Origin of the sequence: Clavibacter californiensis (assembly GCF_021952865.1) — a bacterium.
Lineage (GTDB): Bacteria > Actinomycetota > Actinomycetes > Actinomycetales > Microbacteriaceae > Clavibacter > Clavibacter californiensis.
Window position 1 is genome coordinate 350,480 of record NZ_CP040792.1, and the last position, 22,530, is coordinate 373,009.

Here is a 22,530-nt window from a genome sequence, read left to right on the forward strand (position 1 = left end):
CACGGCGCGGCGCGCGGGGGCCCGACGATAGGTTCTCCCCATGCCCGAGATCGTCGACCTGCCGCATCCCGGAGCCACCCTCGAGTTCGGCGAACCCGGCAGCCCCGTGGTCGTGCTCGTCCACGACGACCACGGCCGCCTCCCCTGGCTCGACCAGTACGCGCTCGCGCTCGCCCGCGCGGGCTTCCACGTGCTCGTCCCCGACCTCTACGACGGCCGCGCCACCCTCGACGACGGCCTCGCCGCGGGCCTCGCCGCCGAGCTCGACGTCGGGTTCGCCCTCGGCACGATCCGCGACGGCATCGACTCAGCACGCGCCCGCGGATCCCGGCGCGTCGGCCTCGTCGGCTTCGCCCCCGGCGGCTGGCTCGCGCTCCTCGAGGCGCAGGACGGCGGCGCCGACGCGGTCGTCGCCTACTGCGCGAGCCTCGGCCCCCAGGAGCACGGCGTCATCCCGTGCGCGGTGCTCCTCCACCTCGCCGAGCACGACGAGTGGATCGACGACCAGCGGCCCGAGGAGTTCATCGGTCGGCTCCGCGAGCACGGCACGCCCATCGCATCGCACACCTACCCCGGCACGACCCCTGCGTTCCCCAACGCGAGCCTTCGCGACCGCATGGATCCCGACGCCGCGGCCCTCGCGTACCGCCGTACGGAGACGTTCCTCCTCGAGCATCTCGGAGACCAGTGACCGATCTGCGCGGCATGGGCACCAATCCGCTCGATTAGGCGGTACGAATGTAAGGAGCCTGGGAGATCCCCGGCTCTTCCCTACCAGTGGAGGCACCATCATGAGCTCGTCCCCGAACCGCCTGCTCGGCACCGTCTTCGGCGCCGTCTACGTCCTCGTCGGCCTTCTCGGCTTCCTGTTCCCGCCGCAGAGCGGGGGCTTCTTCTCCTCCGACGGCGGCCTGCTGCTCGGGATCTTCATGGTGAACCCGTTCCACAACGTGGCCCACCTCCTCATCGGCGCGGCCCTCCTCATCGGCGGCCTCTCCAGCGTCGCGTCGGCCAAGGCCGTGAACTCCACCATCGGATTCGCGTACCTCGCGCTCGGCATCGTCGGCTTCTTCCTCGTGAACACCGACTTCAACATCCTCGCGCTCAACACCGCGGACCACTTCCTGCACCTCGGCAGCGCCGTCGTGCTGCTGATCGTGGGCCTCGGCGCCGAGAAGGGCGTCCGCAACCGCGCCGCCCGCGCCGCCTAGGCAGCGCACCCGCCGCGCCGCTGCACCGGGCGCGTCACGCAACGCATCACCGGCACCACCCGCACCATCGCACGACAGCACGCAGCACCGCACCACCCGCGGCGCCCGGGACGACGAAGGGACCAGCACGTGTCACTGCTCATCCGCCACTGGCTGGCCCTCGCCGCCCTGGGCGCCGCGCTCATCCACCTGGCCGTCGGGGCGGGATCACCGCCCGCGGCCATGGTGGCCCTCCTCCTCATCGGCGTCGCCGAGGGCGCGTGGGCCATCGCGGTCCTCCGCTCCGACCGCCTGCCGGTCCCGGGTTGGGCCGCCCTGGGCGCGCTCGTCCCGGTCGCCGGCTGGGCGCTCCTCGTCACCGCCGCGGTCGTCATGTCCGCCCCCGGCATCACGAGCGACCTGCCCGCGATCCCCATGCTCGCCGCGACCCTGCTCGACCTCGTGGTCGCCGCGGTCGTCGGCCGCCACCTCCGCTCCCGCGCCGAGTCCGAGGCCCAGGACGCGTACACGGCCGTCGAGGCGACGTTCCCGGCCGACGTCGAGCTCGTCGGATCCGGCGCCCCGTTCCCGTCCGCCGCCGCGTCGCCCGCCGGCGTGGCCACCGCGCTGCCGGCAGCGGCCAGCGCCGGGGCCGCCTCCCCCGCCGGTCCCGAGCCCGAGCGCACCGGCGGCCGCTACCTGGTGGGCGTGCTCATCGGCGCCTTCGTCGTCGCCGGCCTCGTCACCCCGGCCCTCTCGCTCACGCGCGCCGGCGAGTTCGCCGTCCCGCACGGCCAGCACAGCTCCATCGACCTCGACGGCATCCAGAGCGAGCACTCCGGCCACTGAGCCGGCGCGCTCCAGCCGTCGGACGCCCGGGTCAGCTCGCGGGCGCGACCGCCGGCGTCACGCGGATGCGCGTGGCCTCGCTCATGAACCGCCGCACGTTCTCGTCGACGATGATGTCGCCCGGCCGCAGCGGCCGCGTGAGGAACAGGCCGTCGATGTCGGTGATCCGGCTGAGCGCCACGTACGTCTGACCCGGGCTGAACACGCGCGCACCGAGGTCGACGATCGCCCGGTCGTAGGTCTTGCCCTGCGACTTGTGGATGGTGACCGCCCACGCGAGGCGCAGCGGGAACTGCGTGAAGTCGGCCACGACGTCGCGCCGCAGCTGCTTCGTCGTGGGCGAGTACGAGTACTTGTGCTTCTCCCACGTGACCGGCTCGACCTCGTGCACCACGCCGTCGAGCTCCACGTACACGTTCGTGTCGATGCGCGTGACGACGCCGACGGATCCGTTCACCCAGCGCTGGTCGACGTCGTTGCGGAGGAACATCACCTGCGCGCCGATCTTGAGGTCCAGCTTCTCGTCGGCCGGGTAGGTGCGGCCGCCGAAGTCGCCCGTGACGTCGGCGGTGGCGGTGAGCGAGCGGCCGGGCAGGCGCTTCAGGGCCTCCGCGTTGATCCGGTTGACGGTGTCGTTGCGCGTGGCGAGCGTGATGGCGCCGTCGGTCGGCGCGGGCCGGGCACCGGCCGCGTTCAGGACGCCCGCGATCTCCGCCGTGACCCGCCCGTGGCGCACGGCGTTCAGCATCTCCTTGAACGCCTCCTCGTGCTGCCGGTGGATCTCGGTGAGCTCGTAGATCCGCAGCTGCGCCTCCTCCCACACCTTCGCGTCGAAGAACCACATGGAGCGGTAGCGGTCGGCGAAGTAGGCGCGCTCGTCGCCGTCGCCCGGGACGGGCGCCAGCTGGTACGGATCCCCGAACAGCACGACCTGCACGCCGCCGAACGGCACGTCCTTCTTGTGGCGCGCCTGGCGGAGGCTGCGGTCGATGGCGTCGACGAGATCCGCGTTGACCATGGAGACCTCGTCGATGACGAGCGTGTCGATGGTGTTGAGGAGCTTCCGCAGCTCGCCGGTCTGCTCGATCTCCTCGTCGGCGATGACCCCGATGGGCAGCTTGAACAGCGAGTGGATGGTCTGCCCGCCGACGTTGAGCGCCGCGACGCCCGTGGGCGCGCAGATGACGATCTGCTTCTCGGTGTTCCACGACAGGTGCGTGAGGAGGGTCGACTTGCCGGTCCCCGCGCGACCCGTGACGAAGATGTGGTCGCGCGTCCCCTCGATGGCCTGGAAGACCGCGGCCTGCTCCGGGGAGAGGGGGACCGTGCTCACGCGGGGCTCCTGGCGGGTCGGGGACGGGAGGGTGCGCGTACGGCGGCGGCGACGCCGCGCGATGCGCACTCGAATCTACCCCGGCGCCCGCCCGGCGAGGCGTCGATGCCCCGCCCGTAGGATGATCCGCATGCCGAGCCCCGCCGTCGACGTGCGCGGCGAGCTGCGTCGGGCCGTCGTCGTCTGGTCCCTGCTGGCGGCGCTCCTCGTCGGGGCGTTCCTCGGCACGGTCGCCGCGCTCAACCAGGGCACCTACAGCGCCCACGGCTTCGTGCGCTCCTACCTCGACGCGCTGGCACGCGAGGACAGCCGCGACGCGCTCGCCACGCCCGGCGTCGTGCTGCCGGACGACGGCAGCCGCGCCCTCCTCGACGCCCGCGCGCTGCCCGGCCTCGCCGACGTGGAGCTCGTGTCCGACGAGCCCGCGGGCGACGGCGAGCGCGCGGTCACGTACTCCTACTCACTGCCGTCGGGTCCCGGATCCACCGAGTTCCGCGTTCGCGAGACCCCCGCGGCCCTCGGCCTCTTCGCCCGGTGGGAGTTCGCGACGAGCCCGGTCGCGGCGATCGACCTCGAGCTGCGGCACGCGTCCACGTTCACGGCCAACGGGGTGGCGGTCTCCGCGACGCCCGGCGGGGAGACGGCCGCGGGTGCCGGATCCACGTACCTCGTGCTCGCGCCCGCGTCCCTCGCGCTCGACCACGCGTCGGAGTACCTCCAGGCGGCGGACGCCGAGGTCGCCGTCACGGAACCGGGCAGCGTCGTCCCCGCGCGCATCGACGCGGAGCCGACCGACGAGCTCGTCGCCTCCGTGCAGTCGGAGGTCGAGGCGTACCTGACCGAGTGCACGACGCAGGCCGTGCTCTTCCCGTCGGGCTGCCCGTTCGGGAAGACGATCCGCGACCGGATCACCGCGCCGCCCGTGTGGAGCATGACGACCGTGCCGGAGATCACGCTGCAGCCGGCGAGCGATGACCCCGCCGACCTCGACTGGGTGGTGCCGTCGACCGTCGGAACCGCGCACATCGAGGTCCCCGTCCGTTCCCTCTACGACGGCAGCGTGAAGGACCTCGACGAGGACGTGCCGTTCAGCGTGAGCTGGCGCGTGAGCGTGGACGAGACGTCGGGCGTGCGGATCCAGGGGCTCTAGTCGCCGGTCGCTCGCGGGCACCCTCTCGCGACGTGACGGTGCGGCCCGGGGCGGGCAGGGCCAGGATCGGGATCCATCAGGCTCGTCGCAGACCGCGGGGATCCGCCACCCGAGGAGCGCCCCCATGTCCGCGATCATGACCCCCTACCTGTCCTTCCGCGACCAGGCCGCCGACGCGCTCAGCTTCTACCAGGGGATCTTCGGCGGCGAGGTCCAGACGACGACCTTCGGCGAGGGCGGCATGGCGCTCGACCCGGCCGAGGCCGACAAGGTCATGCACGGCCAGCTCACCTCGGGCGCGGGCTTCGTGCTCATGGCGTCGGACACCCCGGCGTCGATGGGCGTGCCGAGCGGATCCGCCATCACGCTCTCCCTCTCGGGCGACGACGAGACGGTGCTCACCGGCTGGTGGGACGCCCTGACGGCCGACGGCACGGTCGTCCTCCCGCTCGAGGTGGCGCCGTGGGGCGACCGGTTCGGCATGTGCACCGACCGCTTCGGGATCGACTGGATGGTGTCGATCGCACAGCCGGCTCCCGCCGTCTGATCCGCGCGGCCGGGTCGCCGTCTCAGGCCCAGCGGCCGCCGCGCGGCACGATGAGCGGCGTGTGCGAGACGGGGTCGTCGATCACGAGGCAGGGGAGACCGAAGACCTCCTCGACGAGCTCGGCCGTGACGATGTCGCGCGGGGCGCCCGAGGCGACCACGCGGCCGTCCTTCATCACGATGAGGTGGTCGGCGTAGCGCGCGGCGTGGTTGAGGTCGTGGAGCACGGCGACGATGGTGCTGCCGTCGCGGTGCAGGTCGGCGAGGAGGTCGAGCAGCTCGATCTGGTGGGCGATGTCGAGGAACGTCGTCGGCTCGTCCAGCAGCAGCACGGGCGTCTGCTGGGCGAGCGCCATCGCGACCCACACGCGCTGGCGCTGTCCGCCGGAGAGCTCGTCGACGTGCCGGGCGGCGAGGTCGGCGACGCCCGTGGCGGCCATGGCTGCCTGCACGGCGTCCTCGTCGGTCGGGGTCCACTGGCGGATGAGGTTCTGGTGCGGGAACCGGCCTCGCGCCACGAGGTCGGCCACCGTGATCCCGTCGGGCGCGATGGCGCTCTGCGGCAGCAGGCCGATGATGCGCGCGGCCTCCTTCGCCCGGTACGACGCGAGCGGCCGGTCGTCGAGGAGCACGCTGCCGGCCGTCGGCGCGAGCAGGCGCGACAGGGCGCGGAGCAGGGTCGACTTGCCGCACGCGTTCGGGCCGACGATGACCGTGAAGGAGCCGTCGGGCACGTCGACGTCGAGCGCCTCGGAGATCACCCGGCGGTCGTAGGCGAGCGTGACGCCCTCGGCGCGGAGGCGCGGCGCGGTGGGCGCTGCGGTGGCGGGCGCGGTGTCGTCCACGGGTGGATCTCCCATCGGGTCACAGGCTGCGTCAGGCACGTCGGGACGCCTCGCGGATCAGCAGCGCGATCAGGTATGCGCCGCCGACGACGACCGTGACGATCCCGACGGGCACCGTCCCCGGCAGCGCGTGCTGGGCGGCGAAGTCGGCGGCGAGGAGCAGCAGGCCGCCCGTGAGCGCGGCCGGCACGAGCGGCAGGCCGGCGCTGCGGGTGAGGCGGCGCGCGATCTGCGGGGCCGCGAGTGCGACGAACGCGATGGGACCTGCGGCAGCGGTCACGATCGCCGTGAGGGCGACCCCGAGGATCAGCAGCGCCAGGCGCGTCGGCTCGGCCCGCACGCCGTGGGCACGCGCGGCGTCGTCGCCGAGCTCGAGCTGGCGCAGCGGCGCGGACAGCAGCAGGATCGCCGGCGCGAGCACGAGGAGGGCGACGAAGGCGGGGAGCGCGCGGTCCCAGCCGACGAGCGCGAGGGATCCGGCGCCCCAGATCGACGCGGCCATCGCCACCTCGGTGCCCGCCTTCAGCAGCAGGAACGTGTTGACCCCGTGCAGCACCGCCGTGACGGCGATGCCCGTGATGATCAGCCGGAACCCCTGCACGCGGCCACGGTACGCGAGCAGGTAGACGACGAGCGCCGTGCCGAGCCCGCCCGCGAGCGCGCCGACGGCAGTGGGCAGGAAGGCCGCGCCGGCGAGCGTCGTCACGATCAGCGCGCCCGTGTACGAGCCCGTCGAGAAGCCGATGATGTCGGGCGAGCCGAGCGGGTTGCGCGTGAGCGACTGGAACACGGCGCCCGCGACACCGAGCGCCGCGCCGAACGCGAGCGCGGCGAGCACGCGCGGCAGGCGCCATTCGAGGACGATGGTGGACGCGAAGGAGCCGTCCGGGAGCGCCATCGCGCGGATCACCTCGGGTACCGTGAGCGGGAAGTCGCCGGTGCCGAGCGCCACCAGCGCGAGGGCGACGGTCGCGACGGCGAGCGCCGCGCCCACGAGCACCTCGCGGCGCTGCAGGCGGATCCCCACCACGGGCAGGCGGACGGTGCCGGCCACGCGGGCGGGGCGGGCCGCGGTGGGTCGGGTCGCCCCTGACCGGGTCGCGTCCGGGTGGCGGCCGGCGCGAGCGGGCGCGCTCACAGCGCCGACGCCCTCTGCCTGCGGACGAGCAGGATCAGCACGGGCGCGCCCAGCACGGCCGTCACGATCCCGGCGGGCAGCTCGGCCGGCCGCAGCACGATCCGGCCCACGACGTCGGCGGCCAACAGCAGCACGGGCGCGAGCACCATCGTGTACGCGAGGATCCAGCGCTGGTCGGGCCCGACGATCCAGCGCGCGATGTGCGGGATCATCAGCCCCACGAACGCGATCGGCCCGGCCATCGCGGTCGCGCCGCCCGCCAGCAGCGTCACGGCCACCACGGCGACGGCCCGCACCACGACGACGTTCGCCCCGAGGGACCGCGCGAGGTCGTCGCCGAGCGCGACCGCGTCGAGGCTCCGGGCGATGAGGGCGGCGAGCAGGACGCCCGCCGCGAGGAACGGCGCGACCGGCACGAGGGCGTCCCAGCCGCGGTCCTGCAGCGACCCCGACTCCCACGCGCGCATCGCGCTGAAGCCCTGCGGGTCGGCCAGCAGCATGCCCGAGGTGATGCCCGCGAGCACCGCGCCGAGGGCGACCCCGGCCAGCGTGAGGCGCACCGGATCCCCGCCGCCGCGTCCCGCGGATCCCACGACGTAGACCACCACGGCCGCCACGAGCGCGCCCCCGAAGGCGAACCAGAGGTAACCACTCACGGCGGTCACGCCCAATACGCCCGTCGCGATGGCGACGGCGAAGGCCGAGCCCGCGGTGACGCCGAGGATGCCGGGATCCGCCAATGGGTTCCGCGTGACGGCCTGGATGAGCGCGCCCGCGACCCCGAGCGCGAGGCCCGCGGCGAGGCCGACGAGGGTGCGCGGGATGCGGAGGTCGAGGATCACGACGAGCTCGGCCGGGTCGCGCGGCCGGCCCGCGAGGGCGTCGACGACGGCGCCGAGCGGGATGTCGCGGGAGCCGATCGCGATGCTCGCGAGCGACGCCAGCACGAGCACGCCGAGCGCCAGCATGAGGCCCGCCGCGCGTGACAGACCGCTCCGCGCCCGGCCCTCGGGGGCGTCGGGAGCGGAGGCGCGCGTGAGGACCCGGAGCGACATGGCCCGACGAGCCTACCCTGCCCTTAGGTTAGGCTCCCCTTGCCTGACGGGATCCACACCGGTCCGTCAGCCCGCACCCGAACACCCGAGAGGCCCCGCACCATGAGGTTCCCCACCACCGGCTCCGCCCTCGTCGCGCTCACCGTCGCGACGCTCGCCCTCACCGGATGCACCGCCTCCTCCGACCCGGGCGCCTCGGCTCCGCCCGCGTCGGGATCCGCCACCGGCGCCTTCCCCGTCACGGTCGACACGAAGTTCGGCGACGTCACCGTGCCGACCGAGCCCACGCGCGTCGTCGCCCTCGGCTGGGGCGACGCGGAGACCGCGCTCGCCCTCGGCGTCCAGCCCGTCGGCGCGTCCGACTGGCTCGGCTTCGGCGCCGACGCGGACGGCGTCGGCCCGTGGGCGCAGGGCCTCTACACGCAGGAGCCGCAGCTCATCGAGACGCTCGAGCCCTCCTACGAGGCGATCGCGGCGCTCAAGCCCGACCTCATCCTCGACACCAAGGGCTCCGGCGACCAGGCCCGCTACGACCGCCTCTCGCAGATCGCCCCCACCATCGGCGTGCCCGAGGGCGCCGACAGCTACCTCACCGACATGGAGGACCAGGTCGACATGGTCGCCGAGGCCCTCGGCCGCGAGGACCAGGGCGACGCCCTCCTCGACGCCGTCGACCAGCGCTTCGACCAGGTCGAGGCCGCGCACCCGGACTGGAAGGGCAAGACGGCCACCGCCGCCACCAAGACCAGCGAGGGCTGGGGCGCCTACGCCGAGGGCAGCGAGCGCGTCGCCTTCCTCGAGCGGCTCGGCTTCGAGCAGAGCCCGACCATCGCGGGGATCCCCGTCAATGCCGGCGGCTTCTCCGTCGACGTCTCCTCCGAGCAGCTCGACCTGCTCGACGCCGACGTGATCGTGGCGTTCCCGATCTTCATCGACAAGTCCGTCATCACCGACGATCCGCTGTGGCAGGCGATCCCCGCCGTCGCGGCCGGCCACTCGATCGTCCTGGACGGCGACGTCTCGTCGGCCTACTCGATCGGCACCACGCTCTCCACCGGGTACGCGCTCGACCAGCTCGTGCCGCTGCTGGAGACCGCCACGAGCTGATCCGGATCCGGCGCATCCGCCGGCGGGGGCGTCAGCGGTAGCGCGCGCCCTCGTCCCGGCGGTGCAGCACGAGGACCAGCACCAGGGCCCCCGCGGTCCACGCGGCCCAGGCGATCACGGCCGACGCGTTCAGCGGTCCCCCCTGCACGGCCCACACGACGAGGTCCCGGGCCGCACGCGACGGCAGGCCCTGGGAGAGGGCGTCCAGCCACCCCGGGAACATCTGCGGCGGCAGGAACAGCCCGCCGGCGAAGGCCAGCCCGAACATCAGCACCTGGACCACCGCGACGGCGCCCTTCGACGGCAGCGAGTAGCCGACCGCCATGCCCAGCAGCATGAACGGCACCGAGACCGCGGCGAGCGCGACGAACCCGGCGAGGATCCGCAGGGGCGGCGCCTCCGCCTCGGTCAGCAGCGCCCCCACGACCACGACGGGCACCACCGCCGCGAGGGAGAGCGCGCCGGTGGCGAGGATCAGGCCGACGACGCGCGAGATCGCGGGCGCGGGGAGCGTGCGGAGGTACGGATCCCACGGCTTCTCGCGCTTCTCGGCGATGCCGAGCCCGAAGCCGAACAGGCCGTTCGCGAGCACCCCGAAGACGCACAGGCTGATGACGGCCTGCGTGGCGAGGAGCGGATCGTCGGCGACGACGCGCTGCGGCACCACGAAGAACAGCAGCGACAGCACCGGGAACACGAGGGCCCCGATGACGGCGATGGGGATCCGCACCGTCTCGAGGAGCTCGTAGCGGGCGTGGACCAGGGTGAGGCGCGCGGTGCTCACGCGGCATCCGTCCGTTCTGCGGTGAGGGCGAGGAAGGCCTCCTCGAGGCTGGCCCCGCGCACCGCGAGGTCGCGGAACGGGATCCGGGACGCGACGAGGTCGCGCACGAAGGCGTCGGAGTCGTGCACGGCCAGCGCGAGCGGGATCCAGCCGTCGACGGGATCCGCGCCGGCCCGGTCCGCGCGCAGCACGCCGGCGAGGCCGTCCACGGCCGTGCCGCCGGGCACCGCGAGCGTCACGCGCCGGCTCGCGACCCGGGCGAGGACCCACTCCAGCTGGTCGTCGACGAGCACGCGGCCGCCGTCGACGACCACCACCCTCTCCGCGAGGGCCTCGATCTCCTCCAGGTAGTGGCTGGTGACCACGAGCGTCGTGCCCGCGGCCCGCTCACGCCGCAGCGCCTCCCACAGCGCATGCCGGGCGTCGACGTCGAGTCCGGTGGTCGGCTCGTCGAGGAGCACCAGTCGCGGACGGCCGGCGAACGCGAGCGCGACGCTCACGCGGCGCCGCTGCCCGCCGGAGAGGCCGCCGGCCTGGCGGCGGAGGAGGTCGGCGAAGCCGAAGCGGTCGGCGAGCTCCGCGGTCGGGACGGGATCCGGGAAGTGCGCCCGCACGAGGTCCACGACCTCGCCCACCCGCAGCGTCGCGGGGAGGGCCGTCTCCTGCGGCGTGCAGCCCAGCCGCACCCGGGAGCGCGCGTCCGCCGGGTCGCCGCCGAACAGCCGCACCGTGCCGGAGGTCGGCGCGCGCAGCCCCTGGAGGAGCGAGAGCATCGTGGACTTCCCGGCGCCGTTCGGGCCGAGCAGCCCCACCATCTCGCCCTCGCCGACCGCCAGCGTGACGCCGTCGAGGGCCGTCGTGGCACCGAACCGCTTCACCGCATCCCGGAGCTCGGCCAGCGGCGCGGACGCCGATGACGCCCGCGCTGCGGCGCTCACCGTTCCACCCCGAGCATCTCGCGGAGCGCCTCGCGGTAGTCCTCGAACGCGCGCCGACCCGTGGTCGTGAGCGCCAGGTAGGTGACCGGCAGCCGACCCTCGTGCGTCTTCTGCACGCGGACGTAGCCGGGGTCCTCCAGCTTGCGGAGGTGGGTGGACAGGTTGCCTGCGGTCATGTCGAGGATCTCCTGGAGTCGGGGGAAGGCGAGGGACTCCCCCTCGTCGAGGGTCGCGAGGGCGGACACGATCCGCAGCCGCGCCTGGGCGTGGATCACGGGGTCGAGGTCAGGCATGGTGCGCCCGGAGCCGACGGCGGACCCGCGACGCCTGGACGACGAGCGTGGTGCCGGTGACGAGGTAGCCGCCCCCGCCGACGAGCGCCATCACGAGGTAGGTGCCGGGGTAGCCCGCGAAGGGCGCGACGACGGCGGACGCCAGGAGGATGGATCCGAGCAGCAGCGACGACCGCGAGTGGAACAGCGCCGCGGTCGACAGCAGCATGAGCCCGGCGGCGAGCGCGAACGCGGAGGTGAAGTAGACCGCGGTCAGCGTGCCGGACATGCCGTTGGCGATGAGGCCGGCGCCGAGCATGTAGACCGCGATCATGGCGGCCGACCAGCTGATGCCGTAGACCCGGCTCTGCCAGGCGGACGCGGGAGAGACCTTGACCCCGGAGCCGCTGCGCACGCCCACGATGATGCTGATGACGGAGGCCGTGCCGATGAGCGTCGCGAAGATCCCGGCGGCCACCGGCGTCTCGAGGGAGAACGTCGCCGACCCGTCGATGGACCAGAGCGCGAGGTACCCGAGGATCCAGGCCACGCCCCAGCTGAGGTGCATGACCCACACGAACGACGTCTGCGCGTCGATGGTGACGCGGCGCTGGTCCTCCATGAGCGCGTACATGGCATGCGCGTCGGGGATGCTCTCGTCGTCGTCGGTCGTCTGCGCCTCGCCGGGCCGTTGGCTGCGTGCCTGCTCGTCCATGGTGTCCCCTCCGCGGGCGACCGTCGCCCGCTGGGCTCCCGCCCGCGGCTACTTTGTATCGCAAACTGCTTTGCTGTGTCAACGGATGCGCTCGGATGATGCGGTCCCGGCCGGCCTCCACCATGATCGTCAGGAGCGTCGTGGCCTCCGTCACGGCGCAGGAACAGGAGCCCGATGCACGTCAGACCCCGCCGCCGCGCGCGCCGTTCGGCACCGGTCGCGGCCACGGCCACGGCCGTGACGGCAGCGGCCCTCGCGGTCGGCGCGGCCCTCGCGGGATGCACGGCGCCGCCCGCAGCCGGCCCGGCCGCCACCATCCCGGCTGCCCGCCCGACGCCCGCCGCGCTGTCCTCGCCCGACCCCCTGCCGATCCGCCCGGTCGCATCCGATCCCGTGGAGCTCGGCTCCGGCGAGGTCACGGTCGCGGGCACCCGCGACGCCGTCGGGACGCTGACCTTCACCGACATCGGGGCCGCGGGCATCGACATCCGCCTGACGGGCCTCGACGACGTGCCGGGCGCCATCAGCCTGGTCCTCCTCGACGAGTACCAGCCGAAGCGCGGCTGCCTCCCGGACGTGTTCCACATGAGCGCCTGGCAGCCCGACCTGGAGCCCGACGGCACGGGTGCCCGCATCGCCCACGTCGATCGCTACCGCGACGCCTCGGGGGACCGCGCCGAGTTCCCGCACGCGATGATGATGCTCGCCGACACGACGGGCGCCGACTTCGACGCCCAGGTGGCCGCGGGCTGCATGTTCCCGGTCGTCGCCGAGTCGGAGGTGACATGGTCCCGCGTCCGCCGCTGATCCCCGCCACCGCCGGCCTCGCCTGGATCGCCGCCGCCGTCGTCTACGTCGGCACCGAGGGCGTAGCCGCATCCGCCTTCCCCGGTTACAGCTACTCCGCCAACTACATCAGCGACCTCGGCGTGCCCGACGTCGCCGAGTACCAGGGCCGCGCCATCGACTCCCCGCTGCACGCGGTGATGAACGCGGGCTTCATCCTGCAGGGCGTCCTCTACCTCGTGGCCGCTGTGATCCTCACCCGTGCCCTCCGCGCCGGCCCCCGCCGCGCCTTCCTCGCCCTCGCCGTGCTGCACGCCGTCGGGATCACGGTGGTCGGCCTCATCCACGGCAGCGCGTCGAGCGCGGCGAGCGGCATCGGCTGGATGCACGCGGTCGGCGCCGGGATGGCGATCATCGCGGGCAACGCCGCGTCGATCGTCGCGGGGCTCGGCTCCGGCCGCGTCGGCGCCGCGCGCGCCTTCCGCGTCGCAAGCGTCGCGCTGGGCGTCGTCGGCCTCGTCGCGCTCGCCCTGCTCCTGGCCCTCGGCGGGTCCGACATCGACGGGATCTGGGAGCGCGGCTCGGTCTACACGGTCACCGCGTGGGAGCTGACGGCGGGCATCGCCGTGCTCGTGGCCGCCCGCCGTCACCGCGAGAGCGCGATCGACTGACCCGACAGCGAGCAGGCCAGCGGGCGAGCCGGATCAGCGCCGCTCGGCCGCCTGCAGCGCCTCGAGGTTGCGGTTGTAGGCCTCGAGCTCGGCGTCGCCGTCCCGGTCGGCCTTGCGGTCGTACCGCACGGAGTCCCGCTTGTCGCTCTTGCTCCACATGATGGCCGTGACGATCGCGAGGATCACCGTGGGGATCTCGCCGATGCTCCACGCGATGCCGCCACCCGCCTGCTGGTCGGCCAGCGCCGACTCGCCCCACGGCCGGCCCATCGCGCCGAACCAATCCGCGAGCAGCAGCCCGGTGCCGGTCATGAGCGAGAGCCCGAAGAACGCGTGGAACGCCATGGTCGCGAGCAGCAGCAGCAGGCGCATCGGGTAGGCGAGGCGCACCGGCATCGGGTCCACGCCGATGAGGTTCTGCGTGAAGAGGTACCCGACGATGAGGAAGTGCACGATCATCCACTGGTGCCCGATGTGGTCGGTCGTCGCCCAGCTGAACAGCGGCGAGTAGTAGAAGACCAGGAGCGATCCGGCGAACAGCACGGCCGCCACGATCGGGTGGCCCACGAACGAGGCGAACCTCGAGTGCACGGCCATGAGGATCCACTCGCGCCCGCCGCGGCTGCCATCCTGCCGCTTGCGGATGGCGCGCATCGCGAGCGTGACCGGAGCGCCCGGCACGAGCAGCAGCGGGATGACCATGGCGAGCACCATGTGCGCCAGCATGTGCGAGCTGAAGAGGTACTTCTGGTAGACGTTCACGCCGCCGTTGGTGATGTAGAAGAGGCCGATCATGCCGGCGACCCAGAGGATCGAGCGGTGGATGGGCCAGGCGTCGCCGCGCTTGCGCAGGCGGTGCACGCCGGCGAGGTAGAAGAAGATCCCGAAGGCGCACAGCAGGATCCAGAGCAGGTCGAAGTTCCACTCGGTGAGGTAGCGCATGGGCGTGAGCTCGGGCGGCAGGGGCTCGCCGGTGAGGATCTGCGCGGGCGTCGGATCCGGCAGCTGCGTCGCGACGACCTGGCTCACGGGCGGCGCCGTGCGGGCGAGCGCGGCGGCCACGCCGGACGCGACGCCCATGAACGCGAGCTCAGCGGTCACGAGCCACCAGAACGGCCCGCGGGCGGCGGATCCGCGCTCCTCGAGCCGCCCGATGAGAACGCGCCGGTACGCGGCGCCGAAGAGGCCGAGCGCGAGCAGCGCCGCGACCTTGATGAGCACGAGCAGCCCGTACGCGGTCAGCAGCCGGTCGAGCGAGCCGACGCGGATCTCCGCGCTCACGTACCCGGACGCCGCCACGACCACGAAGCACACGAGCGCGACCGCCGAGTACCGGCGCAGCACCGGCACGAGCCGGTCACCGTCGAGCTTCGACCGCAGCAGCACCATCGTGAGGAGCCCGCCCAGCCAGATCGCCGCGAACACGAGGTGCAGGCCGAGCGCGTTGACCGCGGCGTCGTGGCCCTCGGTGCCACCCGCATGGCCCTGTTGCGCCATGGGCACGAGGCCGCCGACAGCGATCACGAGCACGAACGCGATGGCGGTGTGGTTGCGCACCGCGAAGCACAGCACCGTGACGGTCGCGGCGATCAGCGTGGTCGCGAGCCAGGCCTGGCCCACGGAGATCTGCGTGAGCACCAGGCCGAGGCTGGTCCCGAACTCGGCGCTGAAGGAGAAGGCGGTGCCCGAGACGCTGAGGAAGGTGAAGAACGCGGTGATCGCGGAGGCGACCGTCCAGAGGGCGGCACCGGCGGCCGCGATGTCCAGCGCGCGGCCGTACTCCGGGCGCTGGCGGGACAGCGCGAAGGCCGCGAGCAGCAGCGCGCCGATGGCCGTGGCCGCCGAGATGTTCACCATCATCTTCGCGGCGGGCAGGCCGTAGCGGACCACGGGCCCGGCGTCCTCGAGCAGCTGCGGGGCGGCGCCTCCACCGATGGCGAGCGCGGCCAGCAGCGAGAGGAACGCGACGATGAGGAGGGCGGCGGGCCCCGCGACGCGGAGGAGTCTGGGCATGAGGGGATCAGCCTAACTCGCCCGTCCTGACGGGCGGCTGGCGGCCGTCGGCACCCGCGCGAGCGGCCGGGAACGACACAGCGGGGGCGCCGACCGGAGTCGGCGCCCCCGCTGGGCGTGTGGTGAGGAGGACTACTTGACGGCGGCCTTGAGCTTGCTGCCGGCGGAGACCTTGACGCCCTTGGACGCCTTGATCTCGAGCGGCTCGCCCGTCTGCGGGTTGCGGCCCGTGCGCGCGGCGCGAGCCGTCTGCTCGAACGCGACCCAGCCCGGGATCGTGACCTTGACGCCGTCGGCGACGTTGGTCGCGACGGTGGAGAAGAGCGCGTCCAGCACGCCGTTGACGGCGGCCTGGCTCTGGCCCGACTCCGCGGCGACGGCGGCAACGAGCTCGGTGCGGTTGAGTGACTTGTCAGCCATTGGTGTCCTCCTCGGACCTGGTGCCGTTCTTCGCGAGCGGCCGTGTGGTGGATGGGATCTGTCTACGTCAGCGGACCGCGCGAGCCGAAGAGGCCATCAGCGGTCCGTTCGGCCGTGCGGCCGTTTGGAACCTACCAGCTGGACTTCGTGATGCCCGGAAGCTCGCCGCGGTGGGCCATGTCACGGAAGCGCACGCGGGAGATGCCGAACTTCGACAGGTTGCCGCGGGGGCGACCGTCGATGCCGTCGCGGTTGCGCACGCGGATGGGCGAGGCGTCGCGCGGGAGGCGCTGGATGCCGGCGCGGGCAGCCTCGCGGCTCTCGTCGGTGCCGTTCGGGTCCACGAGGGCCTTCTTCAGCTCGAGGCGCTTCGCGGCGTACCGCTCGACGATGACCTTGCGCTGCTCGTTGCGGGCGATCTTGCTCTTCTTGGCCATGTTTAGCGCTCCTCGCGGAAGTCGACGTGCTTGCGGACGACCGGGTCGTACTTCTTCAGCACGAGGCGGTCGGGGTTGTTGCGGCGGTTCTTGCGGGTCACGTACGTGTACCCGGTGCCAGCCGTCGAGCGGAGCTTGATGATCGGACGGACGTCCTGCTGCTTGGCCATTAGATCTTCACCCCACGAGCGAGGATGTCCTTGACGACGGACTCGATGCCGCGGGCGTCGATGACCTTGATGCCCTTCGCGGAGAGCGTGAGCTTGACGTTGCGACGCAGCGAGGGGACGTAGTACGTCTTCTTCTGCACGTTCGGGTCGAAGCGGCGCTTGGTGCGCCGGTGCGAGTGCGAGATGTTGTGTCCGAAGCCGGGGACGGCGCCGGTCACCTGGCAGGTTGCTGCCATGGTTTCCTCCGTAGGTACCGTAGGGCGAGACCGCCCTACCCAAGATTTCTTGTCGGCACGCCCGTCCCCGGATCTCGAGAGAGGGGGTCCTGCCCCTCGGGAGGGGCAGCGGGCGCACATGCGAGCGGATGAGCCGCTCGGCCAAGGATCGAGGCTACGCGACGACACGCCCGGGCGCAAGCCGAGGGCCCGGGATCATGCGGATGCGGGGGCCTCCGCGGTCGTCGACCCCGACTCCTCGGCGGACGCCGCCTCGGCCGCACGGCGCGTGCACTCGGCGCAGAGGCCGAAGACGTCGACCACGTGGCTCGGCGCCGTGAAGCCGTTGCGCGCGGCGACATCGTGCGCCCAGGACTCGACCTCGTCGGCCGCGATCTCGACGGTCTTTCCGCAGACGCGGCAGATGAGGTGGTGGTGGTGGCCGCCCGTGGCGCACGTGCGGTAGAGGGCCTCGCCGTCCGGCGACTGCAGCGAATCGGCGTCGCCCTCGGCGGCGAGGTCGCCGAGCGCGCGGTAGACGGTGGCCAGCCCGATCGGGGATCCCGCGTCGTGCAGGCGCGCGTGCAGCCGCTGCGCGCTCACGAACTCCGTCGATGCGTCGAGCGCCTGCCGGACGGCCTCGCGCTGCCACGTGTTCCGCTTCATGCCCGTGCCCTCCCGGCGGGCGATCCTCCCCGCGGAGCCAGGGTACGCGTCCCACCCGACCTGCCGCTGCGCGCGCGGAGGGCGTCGACGCCGCGGCAGACCAGGTAGATCGTGAACGAGATGGTCGTGACGTACGGGCTGATGGGGATGCTGCTGCCGAGCGCCAGCATGATGCCGCCCACGATGCTCGCGAGCGCGAACAGCACGCTGAGCGAGACCACCACGCGCGGCGTCGACGAGACGCGCATCGCGGCGGCGGCCGGCGTCACGAGGAGCGAGAGCACGAGCAGCGCGCCGACGATCTGGATGGAGACCGCCGTGCCGAGCCCGAGCAGGATCATGAACACGATGGAGAGCAGGCGCACGGGCACGCCGCGGGCGGCGGCCACGTCGGGGTCGACGCTCGCGAACATCAGCGGCCGCCAGACCACCGCGAGGCCCAGGATGACGACGGCGCTGATGCCGACGAGGTAGCCCAGCTGCGGGTTGTCGACCGAGACGATCTGCCCCGTGAGCAGGCCGAACTTGTTGCTCGCGCGGCCGTCGTAGAGCGCGAGGAAGAGGATCCCGAGGCCCAGGCCGAACGGCATGATGACGGCGATGATCGAGTTGCGGTCCTTCGCGCGCGTGCCGAGCACGCCGATCGCGATCGCGGCGATGAGGGAGCCCACCAGGGATCCGCCGACGACGTTCACGCCGAGCAGCAGCGCCGCCGCCGCGCCCGCGAAGGAGAGCTCGCTCACGCCGTGGACCGCGAAGGCGAGGTCGCGCGTCATGACGAACACGCCGATGAGGCCGCCCACGACGCCGAGCACGGCTCCCGCGATGATGCTGTTGCGCAGCAGCGCGACGAGCGCGCCGTAGTCGGAGAAGTCGAACAGGCGCGACCAGACGTCGCCCGCGTCGGCGATGAGGTGGATCACGCGGCCCTCCCGTCGGCGGGAGCGGCGTCGTGCACGCCGTGCGACCCGTGGTCGCCGTGCTCGTCGTGGCCGTCGTCGTCGTGCGAGTGGTGGCCGTGCGGGTCGTCGGTGGCGCCCACCACGACGACGCGGCCGCGCACGCGCACGACGTCGACGGGGGTGCCGTAGAGCGAGCTCAGCACCTCGGAGTCGAGGACCTCGTCGGGCGTCCCGATGCGGAACCGGCCGCCCACGAGGTACAGCACCCGGTCGACCATGTCGAGCACGGGGTTGACGTCGTGCGTGACGAACACCACCGCCGCGTCGGTCTCCCTGCGGTGCCGGTCGATGAGCTCGCTGACCACGCGCTGGTGCCCGAGGTCGAGGCTGAGGAGCGGCTCGTCGCAGAGGAGGAGCCGCGGATCCGAGGCCAGGGCCTGGGCCACGCGCAGCCGCTGCTGCTCCCCGCCGGAGAGCGTCGCGACGGGAGCGTCCGCGTAGGAGGTGGCGCCCACCGCGTCGAGCAGCTCGTCGACCCGCGCCCGCTCGGCGCGGCGGCTGATCGGCAGCCCCCAGCGGTGGCCGGTGACGCCGAAGCCGACGAGGTCGCGCGCCCGCACGGGCGTGGCCGCGGTGATGAGCTTCTGCTGCGGGATGTAGCCGATGCGCCGCGCACCGCGGCGCACCGGCTCGTCGAGGAAGCGCATCTCCCCCGACGTGAGGCGCTGGGCGCCGAGGACGGACTTCAAGAAGCTGGTCTTGCCGGATCCGTTCGGGCCCAGCACCGCGACGAACTCGCCGGGTGCCACGTCGAGGTCGAGTCCGCTCCAGAGGGTGCGCGAGCCGAACGCGAGCGTCGCGTCCCGGAGGCTCAGGACGGGTGCGCCGGTCACGATCCCCGGATCGCGGAGGCCACGGCGTCGACGTTCTCGGTCATCCACTCAACGTACCCGCTGCCCGCGGGCAGATCCGCGGGGAGGGTCTCCGTCACGGGCACGACCGGGACACCGGCGGCCTTCGCGGCGGCGACGACCTGGTCGGTCGTGGCACCCGTCGTCTGCGAGTTGTACACGAGCGCGGCGACCTTCTTCTCGGCGAAGAGCGCGAGCGTCTCCTTGAGCACGTCGGCGGGCACGTCGGTGCCCTCCTCCACTGCCTCGCTGAACTCGTCCGGCGTGCGGTTCTCGAGACCCATGGCACTCGTCATGTAGAGCGGCACGGGCTCCGTGATCGCGACGCCCTTGCCGGTGCCGGCCGGCTTCGCGGCCGCCTCGGCCGCGGCGATGCCGTCGAGCTTCGCGGTGAAGGCCTGCTCGTTCGCCTCGAACGTGGCGGCACCGGCGCTGTCGGCCTTCGAGAAGGCCTGCTCGATCTCGGCGGCGAGCTTCTTCATCGTGGGCATGTCGTACCAGACGTGCTCGTTGAGCTCGCCCTCGGCCGGCTTCTGGTCGAAGCCGGAGATGTCGACCGCGTTGAGGAGGACGGGGCTCTTGCCACCCGGGAGCGCCTTGATCATGGTGTCGACGAAGTCGTCGTAGCCGCCGCCGTTCTGGATCACGACGTCCGCCGTGGAGAGCGTCAGCTGGTCGCGCGAGGTGGCCTGGTACTCGTGCGGGTCCTTGTCCGGGCTGTCGATGATCGACGTCACCTTCACGTCGTCGCCGCCGATCTGCTGCGCGATGTCGCCGTAGACGTCGGTCGAGGCGACGACCTCGAGCGTGCCGCCGCCGGACGCGGAGGACGACGCGTCCGCAGCGGGGGTGGCGGATCCGGAGGCGCAGCCCGCGAGCGGGACGGCGAGCAGCGAGACGGCGAGCAAGGCGGTGAGGGGGCGACGGTTCATGGATCCGACGATACGGTATTGATAACCAGTCTCAGTACCATCGCGCCCGAGCTGTGGACGCGGGCGCGTCACTCCAGCAGCAGCGCCGGCTCCTCGATGATGCTCGCCACGTCGGCCAGGAAGCGGCTCGCCACGTCGCCGTCGACGACGCGGTGGTCGAAGCTCGCGCCGATGGTGGTGACGAAGCGCGGGCGCACCTCGCCGTCGACGACCCACGGCTTCTGCTTGATCGTGCCGAGCGCGACGATCGCCACCTCGCCCGGGTTGAGGATCGGCGTGCCGGTGTCCATGCCGAAGACGCCGATGTTGGTGATCGTGATGGTGCCCTGGCTCATGTCCGCCGGGCTCGTCCTGCCGTCGCGCGCCGTGAGGGTGAGCTGCTCGAGCGCGCGGGCGAGCTCCAGCAGCGACATCGCCTGCGCCTCCTTGACGTTCGGCACCACGAGCCCGCGCGGGGTCGCGGCGGCGACGCCGAGGTTCACGTAGTGGCGGACGATGATCTCCTGGTCGGTCCACGAGGAGTTGACGGTGGGGTTCCGGCGCACCGCCCAGATCATCGCCTTCGCCATGATGAGCAGCGGCGAGACCTTGACGCCCGCGAAGTCGGTGGACGCCTTGAGCCGCTTGACGAACTCCATGGTGCGCGTCGCGTCGACGTCGACGAACAGGCTCACGTGCGGCGCCTGGAACGCGCTCTGCACCATGGCCGCGGCGATGACCTTGCGGACGCCCTTCACGGGGATCCGGTCCTCCCGCGCATCCGGCCACTCGGGCGTCTCGATGTTCTTGAAGACGCTCGCCTGCTGCGCGGTGCGGATGACGTCCTCGCGCGTGATCTCGCCGACGAGCCCGGTGGCCTCGACCTCCGCCAGGTCGACCTCGAGGTCCTTCGCGAGCTTGCGGATGGGGGGCTTGGCGATGATCGGGGCGGCCGACGCGGCGGGCACCGAGTCGGGTCGCGGGGCGCGGGCGGCCGGGGCGCCGGCCTGCGCTCCGGGGCGCGCGGCATGGCGGGCGGCCGGAGCGGCGTCGCCCGGCTCGGCGCGACGGCGTCGGCTCGCGACCTTGCCGACCGTGCCGTAGCCCACGAGCACGGCGCCGGAGGTCTCCTCGGCGGCGGGCGCGGGGGCCGGCTCGCGGTTCTCGATGGCGGTGTCGTCCTCGATCACGGTCTCGCCCGGCAGCGCCATCTGGGCGGGCGTCTCGGCCGGCGCGGACAGGCTCGGCGAGCCCTGCGCGATCGCGATGATGGGCGTTCCCACCTCGACCGTCTGCCCCTCCTGCACGAGCAGGCCGGAGACGGTGCCCTCGAACGGGCTGGGCAGCTCGACGAGCGACTTCGCGGTCTCGATCTCGACGATCACCTGGTTGAGCGCCACCTGGTCGCCCGGCTGCACGCGCCACGAGACGATCTCGGCGTCGATGAGGCCCTCGCCCACGTCGGGCAGGGTGAACTCGGAATCAGCCATCGTGCGGTCCTCTTCTCCGTGCCGCGGGGGCGGCGGGCGTCTAGTAGGCGAGCGAGCGGTCGACGGCCTCGAGGATGCGGTCGGCATCCGGGAGGTACAGCGTCTCGAGCTTCGCGGGAGGGAACGGGGCGTCGAATCCGGAGACCCGGATCACCGGCGCCTCGAGCGAGTAGAAGGCGCGCTCGGTGACGGTCGCCGCGATCTCGGAGCCGACCGACACGTGGCCGGGCGCCTCCTGCGCGACGACGAGGCGGCCCGTGCGCTGCACCGACTCGAGGATGGGGCCGTAGTCCACCGGCGACAGCGAGCGCAGGTCGACGACCTCGACGCTCGTGCCCTCCTCGGCCGCGAGCTCGGCGGCCTGCAGCAGCATCGCGACCATGGCCCCGTGGCCGACGAGAGTGACGTCGGTGCCGGAGCGGACGACGCGGCTCTCGTGCAGGCCGATCCCGGGAGCGGAGAAGTCGACCTCGCCCTTCGGTCGGTAGCGCGCCTTGGGCTCGAAGAACATGACCGGGTCGTCCGACTCGATGGCCTCCTGGATCATCCAGTAGGCGTCGTGCGGGGTGCTCGGGCTCACGACGCGGAGGCCGGGGGTGTGCGCGAAGTACGCCTCGGGGCTCTCCTGGTGGTGCTCGATGGCGCCGATGTGGCCGCCGTACGGCACGCGGATCACGACGGGCATGCGCATGGCGCCCTCGTGCCTGTTGGTGATCTTGGCGAGCTGGCTCGTGATCTGGTCGAAGGCCGGGTAGATGAAGCCGTCGAACTGGATCTCGCACACGGGCCGGTAGCCGCGCATCGCGAGGCCGATGGCCGTGCCGACGATGCCGGACTCCGCGAGCGGGGTGTCGATGACGCGGCGGTCGCCGAAGTCGCGCTGCAGGTGCTCGGTGATGCGGAAGACGCCGCCGAGCGGGCCGATGTCCTCGCCCATGAGCAGGACCTTGTCGTCTGCCTCGAGCGCGCGGCGGAGGCCGGCGTTGAGCGCCTTGGCCATGGGCATGCTCTCGATG

The 22,530-nt window shown here is 72.8% G+C and carries 27 protein-coding genes; 8 read left to right on the forward strand and 19 right to left on the reverse strand.

Features of this window, described 5'->3' with window-relative positions; genetic code table 11:
• The first annotated feature begins 40 nt into the window (after positions 1-40).
• The 3 genes from FGD68_RS01880 (at position 41) to FGD68_RS01890 (ending at position 2,039) form a co-directional block, all read left to right on the forward strand.
• Positions 41-691 (forward strand): dienelactone hydrolase family protein, encoded by a 651-nt coding sequence (locus tag FGD68_RS01880; RefSeq protein ID WP_104235804.1) that lies wholly within the window; start codon positions 41-43, stop codon positions 689-691.
• A gap of 100 nt (positions 692-791) precedes the next feature.
• Positions 792-1,211: a DUF4383 domain-containing protein gene (locus FGD68_RS01885; RefSeq protein ID WP_043583712.1), complete on the forward strand. Its 420-nt coding sequence runs from the start codon at positions 792-794 to the stop codon at positions 1,209-1,211.
• A gap of 129 nt (positions 1,212-1,340) precedes the next feature.
• The gene (locus FGD68_RS01890; RefSeq protein WP_104235803.1) at positions 1,341-2,039 is read left to right on the forward strand and encodes a hypothetical protein; all 699 of its coding nucleotides are present in this window, start codon (positions 1,341-1,343) and stop codon (positions 2,037-2,039) included.
• Between the two features lie 31 nt (positions 2,040-2,070).
• On the opposite strand, the gene FGD68_RS01895 is transcribed toward FGD68_RS01890, so the two are convergent.
• Positions 2,071-3,372, reverse strand: a complete 1,302-nt coding sequence (locus FGD68_RS01895; protein WP_012039613.1) for an ATP-dependent DNA helicase — start codon at positions 3,370-3,372, stop codon at positions 2,071-2,073.
• Between the two features lie 130 nt (positions 3,373-3,502).
• Between FGD68_RS01895 and FGD68_RS01900 the strand changes: the two genes are divergently transcribed.
• Together FGD68_RS01900 and FGD68_RS01905 are read left to right on the forward strand one after the other, a co-directional pair.
• Positions 3,503-4,522, forward strand: a complete 1,020-nt coding sequence (locus FGD68_RS01900) for a hypothetical protein (RefSeq protein WP_119373051.1) — start codon at positions 3,503-3,505, stop codon at positions 4,520-4,522.
• A gap of 124 nt (positions 4,523-4,646) precedes the next feature.
• On the forward strand, positions 4,647-5,069 hold the full coding sequence (locus FGD68_RS01905; RefSeq protein WP_119373052.1) for a VOC family protein: 423 nt from the start codon (positions 4,647-4,649) through the stop codon (positions 5,067-5,069).
• 22 nt (positions 5,070-5,091) lie between these two features.
• Here the strand turns inward: FGD68_RS01905 and FGD68_RS01910 are convergent, their stop codons facing one another.
• Genes FGD68_RS01910 through FGD68_RS01920 form a run of 3 tightly spaced genes read right to left on the reverse strand, consistent with a single transcriptional unit; the run spans position 5,092 to position 8,106 of the window.
• Positions 5,092-5,928, reverse strand: coding sequence for an ABC transporter ATP-binding protein (locus FGD68_RS01910; RefSeq protein WP_104235800.1), 837 nt, complete (start codon positions 5,926-5,928; stop codon positions 5,092-5,094).
• Between the two features lie 16 nt (positions 5,929-5,944).
• On the reverse strand, positions 5,945-7,051 hold the full coding sequence (locus FGD68_RS01915; RefSeq protein ID WP_237609707.1) for a FecCD family ABC transporter permease: 1,107 nt from the start codon (positions 7,049-7,051) through the stop codon (positions 5,945-5,947).
• Entirely contained in the window at positions 7,048-8,106 is a 1,059-nt protein-coding gene (locus FGD68_RS01920) for a FecCD family ABC transporter permease (RefSeq protein WP_119373627.1), read from the reverse strand. Before FGD68_RS01920 ends, FGD68_RS01915 begins: the two co-directional genes overlap by 4 nt.
• Positions 8,107-8,208: 102 nt before the next feature.
• On the opposite strand from FGD68_RS01920, the gene FGD68_RS01925 reads away from it, so the two are divergent.
• Positions 8,209-9,213 carry an iron-siderophore ABC transporter substrate-binding protein gene (locus FGD68_RS01925; RefSeq protein WP_119373626.1) on the forward strand — a complete coding sequence of 335 codons (1,005 nt, stop codon included), beginning with the start codon at positions 8,209-8,211 and terminating at the stop codon, positions 9,211-9,213.
• A 31-nt stretch (positions 9,214-9,244) separates the two neighbouring features.
• Here FGD68_RS01925 and FGD68_RS01930 read toward each other — a convergent pair whose 3' ends face one another.
• Genes FGD68_RS01930 through FGD68_RS01945 form a run of 4 tightly spaced genes read right to left on the reverse strand, consistent with a single transcriptional unit; the run spans position 9,245 to position 11,922 of the window.
• Positions 9,245-9,997, reverse strand: coding sequence for an ABC transporter permease (locus FGD68_RS01930; protein WP_119373625.1), 753 nt, complete (start codon positions 9,995-9,997; stop codon positions 9,245-9,247).
• Positions 9,994-10,935, reverse strand: a complete 942-nt coding sequence (locus FGD68_RS01935; protein ID WP_394803936.1) for an ABC transporter ATP-binding protein — start codon at positions 10,933-10,935, stop codon at positions 9,994-9,996. Before FGD68_RS01935 ends, FGD68_RS01930 begins: the two co-directional genes overlap by 4 nt.
• Entirely contained in the window at positions 10,932-11,228 is a 297-nt protein-coding gene (locus tag FGD68_RS01940) for a transcriptional regulator (protein WP_104235794.1), read from the reverse strand. Before FGD68_RS01940 ends, FGD68_RS01935 begins: the two co-directional genes overlap by 4 nt.
• Positions 11,221-11,922 carry a hypothetical protein gene (locus tag FGD68_RS01945; protein ID WP_104235793.1) on the reverse strand — a complete coding sequence of 234 codons (702 nt, stop codon included), beginning with the start codon at positions 11,920-11,922 and terminating at the stop codon, positions 11,221-11,223. Before FGD68_RS01945 ends, FGD68_RS01940 begins: the two co-directional genes overlap by 8 nt.
• Positions 11,923-12,096: 174 nt before the next feature.
• Between FGD68_RS01945 and FGD68_RS01950 the strand changes: the two genes are divergently transcribed.
• Positions 12,097-12,729 carry a hypothetical protein gene (locus tag FGD68_RS01950; RefSeq protein WP_237609708.1) on the forward strand — a complete coding sequence of 211 codons (633 nt, stop codon included), beginning with the start codon at positions 12,097-12,099 and terminating at the stop codon, positions 12,727-12,729.
• Entirely contained in the window at positions 12,708-13,379 is a 672-nt protein-coding gene (locus tag FGD68_RS01955) for a DUF998 domain-containing protein (RefSeq protein ID WP_237609709.1), read from the forward strand. Before FGD68_RS01950 ends, FGD68_RS01955 begins: the two co-directional genes overlap by 22 nt.
• A gap of 33 nt (positions 13,380-13,412) precedes the next feature.
• On the opposite strand, the gene FGD68_RS01960 is transcribed toward FGD68_RS01955, so the two are convergent.
• From FGD68_RS01960 to FGD68_RS02010, 11 genes are all read right to left on the reverse strand, one after another.
• The gene (locus tag FGD68_RS01960) at positions 13,413-15,392 is read right to left on the reverse strand and encodes a cytochrome c oxidase assembly protein (RefSeq protein ID WP_119373636.1); all 1,980 of its coding nucleotides are present in this window, start codon (positions 15,390-15,392) and stop codon (positions 13,413-13,415) included.
• A gap of 132 nt (positions 15,393-15,524) precedes the next feature.
• A complete protein-coding gene (locus FGD68_RS01965) occupies positions 15,525-15,812 on the reverse strand; it encodes an HU family DNA-binding protein (protein ID WP_012039622.1) in 288 nt (95 codons plus the stop codon).
• Positions 15,813-15,943: 131 nt separating this feature from the next.
• On the reverse strand, positions 15,944-16,249 hold the full coding sequence (rpsN, locus tag FGD68_RS01970; RefSeq protein WP_012039623.1) for a 30S ribosomal protein S14: 306 nt from the start codon (positions 16,247-16,249) through the stop codon (positions 15,944-15,946).
• A 2-nt stretch (positions 16,250-16,251) separates the two neighbouring features.
• Positions 16,252-16,419, reverse strand: a complete 168-nt coding sequence (rpmG, locus tag FGD68_RS01975) for a 50S ribosomal protein L33 (protein WP_011187086.1) — start codon at positions 16,417-16,419, stop codon at positions 16,252-16,254.
• Complete coding sequence (rpmB, locus tag FGD68_RS01980; RefSeq protein WP_012039624.1) at positions 16,419-16,655, reverse strand: 50S ribosomal protein L28; 237 nt, start codon at positions 16,653-16,655, stop codon at positions 16,419-16,421. The genes rpmG and rpmB overlap by 1 nt, the downstream gene beginning before the upstream one ends.
• A 195-nt stretch (positions 16,656-16,850) precedes the next feature.
• The gene (locus FGD68_RS01985) at positions 16,851-17,300 is read right to left on the reverse strand and encodes a Fur family transcriptional regulator (protein WP_119373410.1); all 450 of its coding nucleotides are present in this window, start codon (positions 17,298-17,300) and stop codon (positions 16,851-16,853) included.
• Entirely contained in the window at positions 17,297-18,223 is a 927-nt protein-coding gene (locus tag FGD68_RS01990) for a metal ABC transporter permease (RefSeq protein ID WP_104235788.1), read from the reverse strand. The genes FGD68_RS01985 and FGD68_RS01990 overlap by 4 nt, the downstream gene beginning before the upstream one ends.
• Positions 18,220-19,095 carry a metal ABC transporter ATP-binding protein gene (locus FGD68_RS01995; RefSeq protein WP_119373411.1) on the reverse strand — a complete coding sequence of 292 codons (876 nt, stop codon included), beginning with the start codon at positions 19,093-19,095 and terminating at the stop codon, positions 18,220-18,222. Before FGD68_RS01995 ends, FGD68_RS01990 begins: the two co-directional genes overlap by 4 nt.
• Positions 19,092-20,045: a metal ABC transporter substrate-binding protein gene (locus FGD68_RS02000; protein WP_119373412.1), complete on the reverse strand. Its 954-nt coding sequence runs from the start codon at positions 20,043-20,045 to the stop codon at positions 19,092-19,094. Before FGD68_RS02000 ends, FGD68_RS01995 begins: the two co-directional genes overlap by 4 nt.
• 68 nt (positions 20,046-20,113) lie before the next feature.
• Positions 20,114-21,514: a dihydrolipoamide acetyltransferase family protein gene (locus FGD68_RS02005; protein ID WP_237609710.1), complete on the reverse strand. Its 1,401-nt coding sequence runs from the start codon at positions 21,512-21,514 to the stop codon at positions 20,114-20,116.
• Between the two features lie 40 nt (positions 21,515-21,554).
• Positions 21,555-22,520, reverse strand: coding sequence for an alpha-ketoacid dehydrogenase subunit beta (locus tag FGD68_RS02010; RefSeq protein ID WP_104235816.1), 966 nt, complete (start codon positions 22,518-22,520; stop codon positions 21,555-21,557).
• Positions 22,521-22,530: the final 10 nt, after the last annotated feature.

Coding starts and splice junctions, on each gene's coding strand:
- FGD68_RS01880 (WP_104235804.1), top strand. CDS start 41: ATGCCCGAGATCGTCGACCTGCCGCATCCCGGAGCCACCCTCGAGTTC.
- FGD68_RS01885 (WP_043583712.1), top strand. CDS start 792: ATGAGCTCGTCCCCGAACCGCCTGCTCGGCACCGTCTTCGGCGCCGTC.
- FGD68_RS01900 (WP_119373051.1), top strand. CDS start 3,503: ATGCCGAGCCCCGCCGTCGACGTGCGCGGCGAGCTGCGTCGGGCCGTC.
- FGD68_RS01905 (WP_119373052.1), top strand. CDS start 4,647: ATGTCCGCGATCATGACCCCCTACCTGTCCTTCCGCGACCAGGCCGCC.
- FGD68_RS01910 (WP_104235800.1), bottom strand. CDS start 5,928: ATGGGAGATCCACCCGTGGACGACACCGCGCCCGCCACCGCAGCGCCC.
- FGD68_RS01920 (WP_119373627.1), bottom strand. CDS start 8,106: ATGTCGCTCCGGGTCCTCACGCGCGCCTCCGCTCCCGACGCCCCCGAG.
- FGD68_RS01925 (WP_119373626.1), top strand. CDS start 8,209: ATGAGGTTCCCCACCACCGGCTCCGCCCTCGTCGCGCTCACCGTCGCG.
- FGD68_RS01940 (WP_104235794.1), bottom strand. CDS start 11,228: ATGCCTGACCTCGACCCCGTGATCCACGCCCAGGCGCGGCTGCGGATC.
- FGD68_RS01945 (WP_104235793.1), bottom strand. CDS start 11,922: ATGGACGAGCAGGCACGCAGCCAACGGCCCGGCGAGGCGCAGACGACC.
- FGD68_RS01950 (WP_237609708.1), top strand. CDS start 12,097: ATGCACGTCAGACCCCGCCGCCGCGCGCGCCGTTCGGCACCGGTCGCG.
- FGD68_RS01955 (WP_237609709.1), top strand. CDS start 12,708: ATGGTCCCGCGTCCGCCGCTGATCCCCGCCACCGCCGGCCTCGCCTGG.
- FGD68_RS01960 (WP_119373636.1), bottom strand. CDS start 15,392: ATGCCCAGACTCCTCCGCGTCGCGGGGCCCGCCGCCCTCCTCATCGTC.
- FGD68_RS01965 (WP_012039622.1), bottom strand. CDS start 15,812: ATGGCTGACAAGTCACTCAACCGCACCGAGCTCGTTGCCGCCGTCGCC.
- rpsN (WP_012039623.1), bottom strand. CDS start 16,249: ATGGCCAAGAAGAGCAAGATCGCCCGCAACGAGCAGCGCAAGGTCATC.
- rpmG (WP_011187086.1), bottom strand. CDS start 16,419: ATGGCCAAGCAGCAGGACGTCCGTCCGATCATCAAGCTCCGCTCGACG.
- rpmB (WP_012039624.1), bottom strand. CDS start 16,655: ATGGCAGCAACCTGCCAGGTGACCGGCGCCGTCCCCGGCTTCGGACAC.
- FGD68_RS01985 (WP_119373410.1), bottom strand. CDS start 17,300: ATGAAGCGGAACACGTGGCAGCGCGAGGCCGTCCGGCAGGCGCTCGAC.
- FGD68_RS02000 (WP_119373412.1), bottom strand. CDS start 20,045: ATGAACCGTCGCCCCCTCACCGCCTTGCTCGCCGTCTCGCTGCTCGCC.
- FGD68_RS02005 (WP_237609710.1), bottom strand. CDS start 21,514: ATGGCTGATTCCGAGTTCACCCTGCCCGACGTGGGCGAGGGCCTCATC.
- FGD68_RS02010 (WP_104235816.1), bottom strand. CDS start 22,520: ATGCCCATGGCCAAGGCGCTCAACGCCGGCCTCCGCCGCGCGCTCGAG.